The organism is Spirillospora sp. NPDC048911 (assembly GCF_043198015.1).
Taxonomy (GTDB): Bacteria; Actinomycetota; Actinomycetes; order Streptosporangiales; family Streptosporangiaceae; genus Spirillospora.
In genome coordinates this window covers 615,688-628,007 of the sequence record NZ_JBICUD010000004.1, presented here as the reverse complement: position 1 = coordinate 628,007, position 12,320 = coordinate 615,688, and the positions used below count along the sequence as shown (strand labels likewise).

Sequence of the window (12,320 nt, the reverse complement as noted above, 5' to 3'; positions counted from 1 at the left end):
CTGTGAACGTGCTGGTAACCGGGTCCGCGGGGTTCCTTGGCCGGCGCCTCACCGACGCACTCGAAGCCCGCGGCGACACCGTCACCGCGATCGACATCGCCGAAGGCTGCGACGCTCTCGATCTTTTCCGCGACGGGCACCGCAGGTTCGACCTCGTGTTCCACTGCGCGGCGGTGGCGCCGCACAGGTCCGCGATCGACGGTCGCCCGCTGACGGTCGGCGCAGGCAACCTCGAACTTGACAGCGCCCTGTTCCAGTGGGCGGCCCGCACACAGCCGGGCAGAGTCGTCTACTTCTCGAGCTCGGCGGCTTATCCGGTCTGTCTCCAGGACGGGAGTCACAGGGATCCGCTTCGAGAACACGACACCCTTATCCATCCTGAGCAGCCCGACGCGATCTATGGCGCGGTGAAGGCCATGGGAGAGCGGCTCGCGCGGCTTTATCGTGACCAGGGCGGCGCTGTGACGGTCGTACGCCCCTTCTCTGGCTATGGCGAAGACCAAAGCGCCGACTTCCCGTTCGGTGCGTTCCGGATCCGGGCGCTGGCGCGTGAGGACCCGTTCACGGTCTGGGGCGACGGCACACAAGTCCGCGACTGGGTCCACATCGACGACGTGGTCGGCGCGGTCCTCGCATCTGTGGACAACGATGTGGACGGCCCCGTCAACATCTGCACTGGCATCGGTACGTCGATGGCGCAGCTGGCCCGGATGTTCGCTGTAGAGGCGGGCTACGCGCCGCGCTTCGAGTTCCTCGCTGACAGGCCGTCTGGAGTGACGTACCGCGTGGGCGACCCGACACGCCTCAACGAGATCTACACGCCCAAGGTAACGATCGAAGAGGGCGTGAAGCGAGCACTCGCCCAGCAGCCAGTCAACATGTGATCGAGCGTCCCATCTGGGACAATGATTCCGTGAGCTTCAGCATGTTCTGGCGCCCAGCACCCAAGGACATCCCACCTGGCCAATGGCTAGACGATGATCTGAAGTACAAGCTCGGGCAGCGCCTGTGGGAGAGCGGGACATCGAAGAACGGACCCGAACAGGTCGGAGCCGAACTCGTCCCGTACCTGGAGGGACTCGCTGACGGCGGGGTAGTGGGAGCAAAGGAACTGATCGAAGCGATCCGCGAACACGAGCGGGTGGAGATTTGGATCGGTGACCCCAGTGATTGATCCGATGGAGCGGTTCCTCGCTGAGACATCCTGGCTGGAAATGAGCAAGCCTCCTCAGCGACGGCGTCGAAGGCTGCTGGACTGGCTGCTCCGCATACGCGGCGGTCACCTTCCTGCCTTCACAGGTGACCCGGACCTGATCCCGGTGATGCTGTCTCCTGGCAGGTTCACTCGGAAGCGTCCAGGGGAGTCGTGGGCTAAGGCGACGAACCGACTCACCGAAGGACGCGACCTGTGACCAATTTCGACGCAGGCGGCATTCTTCCCGGCCAGTACGACTTCAGTGTCCGAACGCGCGGACGCTGCCCGCTGGACGGCTATCAACTCATCGAGACCGACCCGGTCACGGTCCAGATCGATGGCAAGCCGGTCGAGGTTGATGGCGGCTGGGAGCATGTGATCCCGGCTGCGGAGATCCCGACGATGACTGAGGCGCTTCGCAAGATTGCGGACACGCACGGCTTTGAGGCGTCGGCTGAGGCCGAACAGATCCTCGAGGCACCGTAGTTCTCGTTCGTCCGCTGTCACCCTCCGCCCATGCCCGAGGCGATGACGTTGACGAGGATGTCCCTGCCAGCGCTGCCGAACCAGCTCGCGGTCCGCCGTAGCCGCCCAGCCTGCTCTTCGTCCTCGGTAGCGTCCGCCTCCCGCAACAACCCTTCGACGATCCTGTCCGCGAGCTTCTCCGGAGTCGGCCACGCCCCGACCGCCCGGCGGGCATGACCGGTCGGACCATGCACGAACAGGATGTTGGTCCCATCCGCGCCAAGCTCGGCGACGTCTTCGAACTGGAAGAACGGCGGTTCCTCGCGAGCGAGCGCGTTCAACGCGCGGGCGACCGAGGTAGCGTCCATACCAGTTCGCTCAACTAGCTGACCAGGCATGATGTGCGGCGCGCCCTCGTCAGCCAGCTCGACGATCGCCCGAAGAATTGGTTCGTCCCGACTTCCCCATGTGTCCATCACGACAGCCAACGTAGGAGACACATCTGATCAGCGTCTGACGAACGCGGGTCTTCATGGAGGGGAGCAGCGTGCCGGCCCCACTCCTGGTCCTCACCAACGGCCGCCCCGAATGCATCGCCAAGACGATCTCGTCGCTGACTGAGCACCTGTCGGGCGTCGACTCCATGGTGATCGTCGATGACTCCGGCGACGACGTCTACGGCCAGTGGCTGGACGACGAGTACGCCGGCGGCCCGTTCGACGCCAAGATCCTGCACATCGAGGGCGAGCACGGCTACTGGCGCGCGATGCAGATGGTGTGGTCCCTGGCCCGCCACTGGGACGCCGAGGCCTTTGCTTTTTGGGAAGAGGATTTCGTCCTCCACGCCGATGTCGACCTGGATGTCCTCGCTCAGGTACTGGAACAGCAGCAGCATCTGACGCAGATCGCGTTGCTGCGGCAGGCGTGGTTCCACAACGAGCGCGAGCACGGCGGGCTGATCGAGGCGCTTGAGGTCCAAGGCCAGGTCTTCACCGAACACACCGACGGCGAACACCACTGGATCGAGCACCGTGCCTGCTTCACCGGCAACCCGTGTGTGATCCCGCAGCGCACCTTCGACCTGGACTGGCCAGAGGGGCAGTGGTCGGAGTCCCGGTTCGCTCAACTGCTGTGGCGGATGCCTGAAGCGCGTAGCGCGTACTGGGGGAGACGTTCAGACCCGCCGAGGGTGGAGCACGTCGGCCACCAACGCGTCGGCTCCGGATACTGATGGGGTCACCCAGACAGCGACCAGTACGGACGGCACTTCTCGTAACCGCCGGGATCTTGTTCGTACTCATCATCAATCGGTTGCCGCCCGAGCCGACGCTCGCAGTGTTGAACGTCGTACTGGTGGTGGCGCTGATTGCGACGGTGGCCTGGGCTGCATGGTCGTATCGGCGACGCTCCTGATCTCCCGGTCTGTGTCTGCCGCTCTTGGAGTGGGTGGTGCTGGACACAGGCCGGGACCAACCCACTCCATATCGCTTTGAGGTGCACGAATGCACAGGTTCAGCGTCAACTACCGCACGCAGGAAGGCCACCCGAGCAAGGGCCAGCTGGTCAATCGGGGCTTCTGGATTCGCGACCTGCCTCGTCCGCTGGTGTTGTGCCGCACTTTCGGCCATCAACCCACCGTGGACGGCTGTGGATCGCCGGGCGAGCGGGGACATGTGGCCCGCTGGGTGACCTGCAGCCGCTGCGGCGAACGCCCCGAACCGCAAGGCAACCTCGACCCAGCCCGATGGGACATCGGCGTCTCCTACACCGGTGGCTGGAAGCCGACACCACCCGGGACGCCCGAAACCCTGAAAAGCCTCTTCGACGGCGACGGCCTCTCGAACGAGCCGGCGTTCTCGCCGCCTGGCTCATGGCCCACGAACCCGACATGGGTGTTCGGCGGACAGATCATCATCGGCCCAAGCTTCGATGGCGCGTCCGTCGAGATGAAGGTCGGCAACGCTGGTAGCGAGCAACCTCTCGCTGGGCACGTGCGCCTCAACCCGCTTGGCGCGCTCTATCTCCACAGCGAAAAGCTCGGTAGAGGCATCCAGCGTCGCCTGAACTCGACCGGCTACGACTCCCGCGTCGTCGGCGTCGACGTGTCGCTCAGGCGGCTCACGTGGAAGCTGTGGGCCAAACGCGACAGTTGGTCGAAGGAGGATCCGTGCTGGCAGCAGGGCTCGGTGAGCCTTGACCCACTGGCGAAGGCGTTCGGACAGAGGCAGTACTGGTACACCGACGTCGACGGCCCCGTCGACGCGACGGTTCGTCTCCCGCATGGAGATGACTACACCGTCACCCTGAAACTTCAACGCTGCGAACTTGGCCGGCCCAAGCTCCGCCGACGGCACCACTCATGGACTGTGGACTGGACCTGCCGCGGCGGCATCGCCACCAAGCCCGGCGACCGCGGACGCATCAGCGGCGGAGCCGTTGAAGTGACCGCCTCATCAGTTCAGGAAGGAAGCTGGCCGCTGGAGGCAACGGCTGCACTCGCGCAGAACGTCACGCAGCAGCGCACTCGCTACGGCTTCTGCGTCGCGTCGGTGGAGGCGAGTGGCGATGCATAACACCACCACCAACAACGCTCGGGTGTTGGCAGGCCCATGGTGCCCGTACCCGGCCGACCTAGCAGTGGACTACCTCGGCTGGCCGGTCGAGCGGGTACGCCAGGAGTTCGGCGACACCGTCCTGATCCGCCGCACCCTCAACGGCTACGAGTTCCGCCGCCCCGACCCAGCACCGGACTCCGCTGAGGTGCGAGAGCAGGTCACAGCCACTATCGCCGCTGCCCGCAACCAACCTGGCGGACTTAATACTGCAGAACAGATCATCCGTACGGCCAAGTTCAAGCCGTACGGACGCCGAGCGATCGCGGGGAAGCGCTGATGTCTCGCCGCCTGCAGATCAGCGTCACGGTCGTTGAGGGCACTCCTCCATCAGACGCCGAAGGCCCAGCCCGCAAGACCGCTGCCCACCGCGGCTCTGTCCTGGACCTGCGGTACACCGGTGAACTCGACACGATCGAGACATCGGACGGCGCTGTCATCAAGTCGGGCAACGGCATGACGATCCACACTTTCGAAGCCGACATCGAGCCCGCAGAGACTCAGGCGTGATGCCTCGCGTCCTGGTCGGGATTCCGTGGCGGCCGCAGCCGCACCGCGTCTACGCCCACGACCTCACGGCGGCCCGCTACCGCGAACTCCTGCCGAACGCCACGGTCATCGACGTCGACACCATCCACGAACCCTTCTGCTTGGCCGGTTGCCGCAACCAAGCAGTCAGATTGGCGGAGGCCGCCGGATTCGACGTCGTGGTTCTCGGTGACGCCGACACGCTTCCCGAACCGGGACCGCTGCGCGCCGCGATCGAAGCGGCCGCCACCAGCGATGTCGTGCATCTGCCGTACACCGAGTACCGGTCGCTCCGCCAGGCCGGCACCAGCCAGTTCTTGGCCGGCATGCCACTCGAGGATTGCCGCCACCTGGTCGTGGACGGAGCCTGCTCAGGAATCTACGTCGTCAGGCCCGACACCTGGTGGCGGCATGGCGGCCAGGACGAACGGTTTCTCGGGTGGGGCGGCGAGGATGCAGCCTGGTACGCCGCCCATACCTGTCTCCTCGGCGCGGAGCCGGTCCGGCATGAGGGCCGCGTGTACGCCCTGCACCACGAGGGCGCGCAAAAGGAAGGCGACCAGTACACCGCGAACTTCGCGCTGGTGTACCGCTACCACCAGGCACAGCACGACCCCGACGCCATGCGGTCCCTGATCACGGGCTCTGTGACCTGCGCAAAGTCAACTCTCTCCACCGGCGGGTAACCATGATCCTCGGCTGGAGGTGGACCACGATGTGCCGCCACCGCAGACCCTCCACCCGCCGCCTCCTCGAAGACCTCACCCGATCCCTGAACCACCTGCACCGGAAGGCAGACAAGATCATGGCAAACCAGGCTGACCTCGACGCCATCGTCGCCCGCATCGACACCGCTCTCACCGGCATCCGCCAGGACATCCAGGACCTGAAGGACCAGGCGCCGCCCGAACTCGACTTCAGCGCCCTGGAGGCGAAGGTCGCCGCCCTTGAGGGGCTGGACGCCGAGAACCCCGCTGCCGAGCAGCCCGGTCCTGGTACGGGCGACGACACCGGCACCTCCACCGAGACGCCCGGCACCAACACCGGCGACACGGGCGGCACCACCTTCGGACGGTAACTCGCCGATGCCGATCGTCGCGCGCCCAGAGACACCACACGACGCCCTGCGCCGCACCGCGGAACTGCTCGCTGCGGCCTATACCAAGGCGCGCGACGACCTGGCACGCGAGATCAACGAGAACCTCTACCCGTTCGAGCCCGAACAGGCCCGTGACCACAACGGCCGCTACATCCTCCTCGACGCCCTCACCGCACTGGCACAAGCCCAAGCGACGCTCGCAGCCACCGAGCTCCACCAAGGAGGCTGACCCATGGCCGACACCAACCCCACCGGCGAAGCCCGCCCCGGCACTCAACGCCTCATGGAGTACTGGGCACACGGCGCCGGAGCCAAGGTCATCAACTGGGGCGTCGCCGGCGACTTCGACAGGTGCGTCATCGCCATCACCAAGGCAGTCGACGGCAAGCTGTCTGAGCGAGCGATCAAGGGGCTCTGTTCGAACTTGCACGTACGAGCCCTCGGCGTGCGGCCAGGTCAAGAGCGCGACGCCAAGGGCAACGGCTGATCCGCAGTGCCCTACGGCCGTCGATCTGGACGCACAACGCCGCTCCCCAAGGGCTGGGCCAAGATCCGTGCTGGCGTCCTCAAACGGGACGGCCACACCTGCACGGCGATCGTCAACGGGCAACGATGCACCACCCCGGCAACCGACGTCGATCACATCGGCGACCCGGACGACCACGACGAAGCCAATCTCAGAGCCCTGTGCGGCCCACACCACAGGGCACGTTCATCCAGCCAAGGCGGGAAGGCCGCCGCAGCTAGACGCATCCCACGCCGTCGGCCTCCCGAACAACATCCTGGCTTGATGACCTGAACCGCAAAGTTCAAGACACCCTGCGGATTGATCCCCGCAGGTAGGAAGCCCCGAGTCTCCCGGCTCGGGGCTTCCGCTTCCCGGGAGTTCCACATGAAGACGTGTACCAAGTGTGGAGAAGCCAAGCCGCTTGAAAGCTTCCACCGAGACAAGCGGAAACCGGATGGTCGTCGTTCAAGCTGCAGGGCATGCTTCAACGCAGACCAGAGGGCGTTCCAGCGGAAGCACAAGGCGGCGACCGGGCAGTACTACAGCCACACCTTCACCTACGAACGTACCTGCGAGGCGTGCGGCGAGACTTGGCGGACCAGGAACAAGAAGGCCCGCTTCTGCTCGGTGAGATGCACCAACAGGTCGCGGAGTTACGAACACGTCTGCCTAGAGTGCGGCGTCACGTGGACCAACGCCAGCGCCACCTCCCGCTACTGCTCCGCAAGGTGCATGAGGGCGGCGCGTTGCACCAAGGAGCTTGAGGTCTGGAGGCCACAACCGTGGTGGACCAGGCGGCGTGTATGGCTCGTGCCAGCCCCGCAACGCCGCTGGTATGCCGGCCAATGTAGGCGCTGCGACGATCCGTTCGTGAGTGACCAACCAGCGAACCGCTACTGCTCGCGCTCATGCGCACGTTCGGACTCCAAGGCCAGACGCCGTGCCCGCAAGAAGAACGCCTACGTGTCCGACGTCTACCGCGCCAGGATCTTCGAGCGGGACAAATGGATTTGCCAGCTATGCCACCGCAAGGTCAACCAGCGTGCGGTTGTGCCACACCCCAAGGCTCCTGTGCTCGATCACATCATCCCGCTCAACGACGACGGCACACATGAACCCGCCAACGTCCAGTGCGCACACTTCCTCTGCAACAGCATCAAGAGCGACCGCGGTGGTGGCGAGCAACTCCTCCTGATCGGTTGACCATCACGCTGTGTGACCCCTCCCGCATGACCCCCAAGATCATTTTCTGGGTAGACCGCAAGCGTACTGCTCCGGAGGCTGGCTACAGGTCTGGGGCCTTCGATCCCAGAGGGGTGGTGACGCTCTGTGGCTGGTCGTGGTCCTGCCCCGAAGCCGGCTGATCGGCGGGCGCGGACGAACAAGGATCAGGTCGGTCAGACGGTGTTGCGGTTCGAGCGCGCTGATCAGCCGGAGCTTCCCGACGACGTCGATTGGCATGAGCGGACCCGCGAGTGGTGGGCGATGTGGGGCCGGTCGGCGCAGGCGGACACGTTCACGGCAACGGACTGGTCTTTTCTGCTGGATACGGCGTTGATGCATCACGCGATGTGGTCGAAGGGGCAGTGGACGCTGGCTGCTGAGGTGCGGCTGCGGGTGGCGAAGTACGGGGCGACGCCGGAGGACCGCGCGAGGTTGCGGATGGTGTTCGCAGACGCTGATGAGAAGGATGAGAAGCGGGCTGCGAAGGCTGGCGCGTCGGCGCGTGAGCGGTACGGGAAGCTGCGAGTGCTGCCGGCGGGGAAGGCGTCCGGGGGCGAGTAGTGCCCTGGCGCGGCCCAGAGTATCCGGGAGAGTTGCCGACTCTCGGCTACTACGCGCTGGACTGGTTCGCCGAGATGTTGATCGTGCCGGATGGGCCGGCGGCGGGTCAGCCGCTGGTGTTCACCCCGGAGCAGGCGCAGTTCGTGCTGGATTTCTACACGGTCGACCCGCGGTTCGAGGGGCCGGCGGTCCGGGGCAGGGCACTGGTGAACGCTCGCCGGATCCGGCGAGCTGTGTTGTGTCGGCCGAAGGGGCACGGGAAGTCGCCGCTGCTGGGTGCGATGTGTCTGCTGGAGACGCTCGGCGATGTGGTCATGGACGGTTGGGACGCTGACGGGGAACCGGTGGCGCGGCCGTGGACGTCGCTGGGGTTCAAGGCGAAGGCGCAGGTTGTCGCGGTCAGCGAGGACCAGACGACGAACACGTGGGATCCGCTGCTGGAGATGGCCCGCAACGGGCCGGTGTACGACGAGTACGACATCGAGCCGATGGAGACGTTCGTCAACACTCCTCGCGGCCGGATCGAGTACACGACGTCGTCGGCAGTTTCCCGTGAGGGGTTTCGGCCAGTGTTCGCGGCGATGGATCAAACCGAGTCGTGGGTGAAGTCGAACGGCGGCCTGAACCTGGCGGCGTCGATTCGCCGGAACTTGGCGAAGGTGAACGGGTCGTCGGTGGAGACGCCCAACGCGTGGGTGCCGGGTCTGGACAGTGTTGCGGAGAAGTCGTATCAGGCGTGGCAGCAGCAGACCGAGGGGCGTTTGAAGGGCGACGACGGGATCTTGTTCGATCATCGTGAGGCGCCACCGGACACCAACCCTGCGGACCGTGAGTCGTTGATGGCTGGGCTGCGGGTCTCGTATGGCGACTCGGCTGACGTCAACGGCGGGCATGTGAATCTTGAGCGGATCCTGCAGGACTATTGGGATCCGGCGACCGACCCGGGGGAGGCGCGCCGCTTCTACCTGAACCAGGTTGCGGCGGCGACGGATGCGTGGGTGACGCCGCAGGAGTGGGCTGCCTGCGCAAACCCGAGCGTGGTGGTTGCGGATGGCGCCGAGATCGGGCTGTTCTTCGACGGGTCCAAGAGCCTGGACGCGACGGCGCTCATCGGTTGCGACATCGAAACGGGGCACGTGTTCGACGCCGGTGTGTGGGAGCCGGACCCGAACAACCCCGACGATGTGGTGCCGGTCCGTGAGGTCGATGCCGCGGTGGCGCGGGCGTTTGAGCGGTGGCGCCCGGTGGCGTTCTTCGCCGACGTCCGCGAGTGGGAATCGTTTGTCCACACGACGTGGCCGGACCTGTACGGTGACCGGCTGCTGGTGGCGGCCAACCCGCGGGGCCGCAATGCCGGCCCGGTCGCGTGGGATATGCGGGCCCGCACGCACGACTTCACGCTGGCTGCCGAGGCGTGCCATTCAGACATCACTGACCGGCAGTTCACTCATGATGGGTCGTCGGTGGTGGCGCGTCACGTCGCGAATGCGCGGCGCCGCCCGAACCGGTACGGAGTGTCGATCGGCAAGGAGTCGCCGCGGTCGCCGTTGAAGGTTGACGCGGCGGTGTGCGTGATCGGTGCCCGCATGGTCCGCCGGGTGGTGCTGGCGTCGCCGGAGTGGGCGAAGCGGACAACGAAGAAGACCCGAACCGGCCGCGTCTACGGGTTCTAGTGACCCAGCCGAGGGGGTGCCGTGGCGCTGTCGGAACGTGAAGCCCCTGACACGGCGAAGCGGCTGTTGGCGTTGCGTGCGGATGAGCAGCCACGGTTGAGGAAGGTCGCTGCGTACATGCGTGGCCGCCAGGACTCGGTGTATGTGCCGAAGGGCGCCAGGCAGGAGTACCGGTGGCTGATCAAACGGGCGAAGGTCAACATTTTGCCGCTCGTGGTCACGGTGGTCGCACAAAGCCTCTTCGTGGACGGGTACCGGCCCGAGCGCACTGAGAAGAACGCCAAGGCGTGGAAGTACTGGCAGGCCAATCGGATGGACGGCCGTCAGCACGGCTTGCACCGCGCCACCCTCAAGTACGGGCTCGCCTACACGCTGGTGCTTCCCGGCCAGCTCGCGGACCAGCCGATGCCGGTGATCACCCCGAAGTCGCCGCAGCGGATGACGGCGTTCTACAGCGACCCCGTCGAGGACGAGTGGCCGCTGTACGCGATCGAGGTCAAGACCGAGAACCTCCCGAACGGCAAGACGCAGCAGGTCGTGTACCTGTACGACGAGGAGTCCCGGTTCCGGCTGGTGGGCGACGGGAAGCCCGGTTCGCGTCTGCTCCTTGACGAGGGGGACGGCGCGGTTGCTGAACACGGTCTCGGGGTGTGCCCGGTCGTCCGGTACCTCAACGGCGATGACCTGGACGGCGACGAGTGTGTGACCGGTGAGGTCGAGCCGCTGTTCGACATGCAGGACCAGCTCAACTCGACGACGTTCGGCCGGATGATGGCCGAGCAGTTCGCGGCGTTCCGGCAGCGGTGGGTCAGCGGCATGGTCGTGGAGGACGAGGAAGGCCGGCCGAGGGCTCCATTTCAAGCGGCGGTGGATCGACTGTGGACGGCAGAGGACCCGGATACCAAGTTCGGTGAGTTCGGGCAGACGGATCTGTCGGGGTATCTCCAGAGCGCCGAGGAGACGATCCGGCATGTGGCGACGGTGTCGCAGACCCCGCCGCACAACCTGCTCGGTCAGATGGCGAACCTGTCCGCCGAAGCTTTGAACGCCGCCCGCGACGGCCTGAACTCCAAGGTCGCGGAACGCAAGTCGACGACGGGCGAGTCGCACGAGCAGACGCTTCGGCTGTCGTCGCTGGCCGCGGGCGACGAGGCTGGGTGGCGTGACACCTCGGCGCAGGTGGTGTGGCGTGACACCGAGTCGCGGTCGCTGGCGCAGACGGTCGATGCGCTCGGGAAGCTGGTGCAGATGCTGGGAGTGCCTCCTGAGGTGCTGTGGGAGCGGATCCCGAACGTCACTCAGCAGGATGTTGAGCGGTGGAAGGCCGCTGCGGAGAAGGGTGACGCGCTCGGGCAGTTGAACGCCCGTATCGACAAGCAGACTGCCGCGATTGCGGCGCTGGACGAGGCGCCTGTGGTGCCGGAGTTCGATGGCGTCGCAGGTTGACCAGGTCGCCGCTGCGGTGACTGCGGCGTACATCGCGCGGCAGCGGCGGCTGGCGATGACGTTGACCCGCGATCTGATTCTGCTGGTCCGTCAAGTGTTCACGCCCGGCGAGGCGGGCGCCTCGTGGGCGGCGACGAAGATGCAGTTGGAGTCGCTGATCCGGGCGAGGCGACAACTGTCTGCGGACTTGGCGGCGCGCTACTACGTGGACCTTCGGTGGGTGTCGCTGAACCCACAGCAGGCACCGCACCTGCGTCCCGAAGCCACAGCGAAACTCCCTGAGACACGGCGGCCACCGGCGCGGGAGGTGCTCAAGTCGGCGCCTCAGGCCAGTCGACGTTCTTCGACTCCGCTTGAGCCGGCGGCGGAGTTGGAGGATCTGGCGGACGCCCTGGGGTTGGACGATCTGAGCGAGACGCAGGCGTGGGCGGAGTTGGAGCGCATCGCCCCTGCCCAGCCCGAGGACCTGGACGCGGACAGGCTGGACGCGAACCTGAACGCGACAGGAATCGCATCGTACAAGCGCGCGTTGCGGGCCGGCCAAACCCCCGACCGCGCCGTCGACACCATGGCGGTCAACCTTGCCGGGTCGGCGACGACGCTGACGCTCGAGGGCGGCCGCGAGGTCATCCGGGACTCTGCTGACGCCGATGACGAAGCGATCGGGTGGCTGCGCGTCCCCGACGCGGACCCCTGCTCGTGGTGCGCGATGCTCGCCTCCCGCGGCGCGGTGTACCGGTCTGAACAGACTGCGGGACGGGCGAAGAACGATCAGTTCACCGGTGAAGGCCAGTTCAAGTGGCACGACCAGTGCGGCTGCACCGCCATCCCCGTCTTTGACCCCGATGACCCGCACCTGCGCGCCGCAGAGGATCTGTACGACCAGTGGCTCCGCGAAACCCAAGGCCACTCCGGCAACAACGCGGTGAACGCGTGGCGCCGCTACTGGGAGAACCGCGACCAGTTCCAGTCAGCCGCTGAATCCAACGCCGGCTGACCTTCACTCGAG

Annotated in this window: 17 protein-coding genes; 16 read left to right on the top strand and 1 reads right to left on the bottom strand. The window is 66.1% G+C overall.

All coding sequences use genetic code 11. From position 1 onward, the window contains the following. The first annotated feature begins 2 nt into the window (after positions 1-2). The 3 genes from ACGFNU_RS21410 (at position 3) to ACGFNU_RS21400 (ending at position 1,681) form a co-directional block, all read left to right on the top strand. Complete coding sequence (locus ACGFNU_RS21410) at positions 3-884, top strand: NAD-dependent epimerase/dehydratase family protein (RefSeq protein WP_392596028.1); 882 nt, start codon at positions 3-5, stop codon at positions 882-884. Positions 885-913: 29 nt separating this feature from the next. Further along, positions 914-1,174, top strand: a complete 261-nt coding sequence (locus tag ACGFNU_RS21405) for a hypothetical protein (protein ID WP_392596026.1) — start codon at positions 914-916, stop codon at positions 1,172-1,174. A 234-nt stretch (positions 1,175-1,408) separates the two neighbouring features. Beyond that, positions 1,409-1,681, top strand: coding sequence for a hypothetical protein (locus ACGFNU_RS21400; RefSeq protein ID WP_392596024.1), 273 nt, complete (start codon positions 1,409-1,411; stop codon positions 1,679-1,681). Positions 1,682-1,698: 17 nt separating this feature from the next. Here the strand turns inward: ACGFNU_RS21400 and ACGFNU_RS21395 are convergent, their stop codons facing one another. Next, positions 1,699-2,139 carry a hypothetical protein gene (locus ACGFNU_RS21395; RefSeq protein ID WP_392596022.1) on the bottom strand — a complete coding sequence of 147 codons (441 nt, stop codon included), beginning with the start codon at positions 2,137-2,139 and terminating at the stop codon, positions 1,699-1,701. A gap of 68 nt (positions 2,140-2,207) precedes the next feature. Here ACGFNU_RS21395 and ACGFNU_RS21390 point away from each other — a divergent pair, with 68 nt between their 5' ends. The 13 genes from ACGFNU_RS21390 (at position 2,208) to ACGFNU_RS21330 (ending at position 12,308) form a co-directional block, all read left to right on the top strand. After that, positions 2,208-2,891, top strand: a complete 684-nt coding sequence (locus ACGFNU_RS21390) for a hypothetical protein (RefSeq protein ID WP_392596021.1) — start codon at positions 2,208-2,210, stop codon at positions 2,889-2,891. 271 nt (positions 2,892-3,162) lie between these two features. Next, positions 3,163-4,233, top strand: a complete 1,071-nt coding sequence (locus ACGFNU_RS21385) for a hypothetical protein (protein WP_392596019.1) — start codon at positions 3,163-3,165, stop codon at positions 4,231-4,233. Beyond that, positions 4,226-4,552 (top strand): hypothetical protein, encoded by a 327-nt coding sequence (locus ACGFNU_RS21380; RefSeq protein WP_392596017.1) that lies wholly within the window; start codon positions 4,226-4,228, stop codon positions 4,550-4,552. Before ACGFNU_RS21385 ends, ACGFNU_RS21380 begins: the two co-directional genes overlap by 8 nt. After that, complete coding sequence (locus ACGFNU_RS21375) at positions 4,552-4,782, top strand: hypothetical protein (RefSeq protein WP_392596015.1); 231 nt, start codon at positions 4,552-4,554, stop codon at positions 4,780-4,782. The genes ACGFNU_RS21380 and ACGFNU_RS21375 overlap by 1 nt, the downstream gene beginning before the upstream one ends. Beyond that, a complete protein-coding gene (locus ACGFNU_RS21370) occupies positions 4,782-5,486 on the top strand; it encodes a glycosyltransferase family 2 protein (protein WP_392596013.1) in 705 nt (234 codons plus the stop codon). Before ACGFNU_RS21375 ends, ACGFNU_RS21370 begins: the two co-directional genes overlap by 1 nt. A gap of 119 nt (positions 5,487-5,605) precedes the next feature. Beyond that, complete coding sequence (locus ACGFNU_RS21365) at positions 5,606-5,878, top strand: hypothetical protein (protein WP_392596011.1); 273 nt, start codon at positions 5,606-5,608, stop codon at positions 5,876-5,878. Between the two features lie 7 nt (positions 5,879-5,885). Further along, positions 5,886-6,128 carry a hypothetical protein gene (locus ACGFNU_RS21360; protein WP_392596010.1) on the top strand — a complete coding sequence of 81 codons (243 nt, stop codon included), beginning with the start codon at positions 5,886-5,888 and terminating at the stop codon, positions 6,126-6,128. A 3-nt stretch (positions 6,129-6,131) separates the two neighbouring features. Next, positions 6,132-6,386 (top strand): hypothetical protein, encoded by a 255-nt coding sequence (locus tag ACGFNU_RS21355; RefSeq protein WP_392596008.1) that lies wholly within the window; start codon positions 6,132-6,134, stop codon positions 6,384-6,386. Between the two features lie 984 nt (positions 6,387-7,370). Further along, complete coding sequence (locus ACGFNU_RS21350) at positions 7,371-7,610, top strand: HNH endonuclease (RefSeq protein WP_392596006.1); 240 nt, start codon at positions 7,371-7,373, stop codon at positions 7,608-7,610. Between the two features lie 201 nt (positions 7,611-7,811). Further along, positions 7,812-8,192 (top strand): hypothetical protein, encoded by a 381-nt coding sequence (locus ACGFNU_RS21345; RefSeq protein ID WP_392596004.1) that lies wholly within the window; start codon positions 7,812-7,814, stop codon positions 8,190-8,192. Between the two features lie 32 nt (positions 8,193-8,224). Next, a complete protein-coding gene (locus tag ACGFNU_RS21340; RefSeq protein ID WP_392596002.1) occupies positions 8,225-9,865 on the top strand; it encodes a terminase in 1,641 nt (546 codons plus the stop codon). Between the two features lie 21 nt (positions 9,866-9,886). Then, entirely contained in the window at positions 9,887-11,311 is a 1,425-nt protein-coding gene (locus ACGFNU_RS21335; RefSeq protein WP_392596000.1) for a phage portal protein, read from the top strand. Then, the gene (locus ACGFNU_RS21330; RefSeq protein ID WP_392595999.1) at positions 11,295-12,308 is read left to right on the top strand and encodes a hypothetical protein; all 1,014 of its coding nucleotides are present in this window, start codon (positions 11,295-11,297) and stop codon (positions 12,306-12,308) included. Before ACGFNU_RS21335 ends, ACGFNU_RS21330 begins: the two co-directional genes overlap by 17 nt. Positions 12,309-12,320 lie beyond the last annotated feature (12 nt).

Bases quoted from the DNA above. Each gene is read 5' to 3' on its own strand.
- ACGFNU_RS21365 (WP_392596011.1), top strand. From the start codon at position 5,606: ATGGCAAACCAGGCTGACCTCGACGCCATCGTCGCCCGCATCGACACC.
- ACGFNU_RS21375 (WP_392596015.1), top strand. From the start codon at position 4,552: ATGTCTCGCCGCCTGCAGATCAGCGTCACGGTCGTTGAGGGCACTCCT.
- ACGFNU_RS21360 (WP_392596010.1), top strand. From the start codon at position 5,886: ATGCCGATCGTCGCGCGCCCAGAGACACCACACGACGCCCTGCGCCGC.
- ACGFNU_RS21380 (WP_392596017.1), top strand. From the start codon at position 4,226: ATGCATAACACCACCACCAACAACGCTCGGGTGTTGGCAGGCCCATGG.
- ACGFNU_RS21355 (WP_392596008.1), top strand. From the start codon at position 6,132: ATGGCCGACACCAACCCCACCGGCGAAGCCCGCCCCGGCACTCAACGC.
- ACGFNU_RS21330 (WP_392595999.1), top strand. From the start codon at position 11,295: ATGGCGTCGCAGGTTGACCAGGTCGCCGCTGCGGTGACTGCGGCGTAC.
- ACGFNU_RS21385 (WP_392596019.1), top strand. From the start codon at position 3,163: ATGCACAGGTTCAGCGTCAACTACCGCACGCAGGAAGGCCACCCGAGC.
- ACGFNU_RS21370 (WP_392596013.1), top strand. From the start codon at position 4,782: ATGCCTCGCGTCCTGGTCGGGATTCCGTGGCGGCCGCAGCCGCACCGC.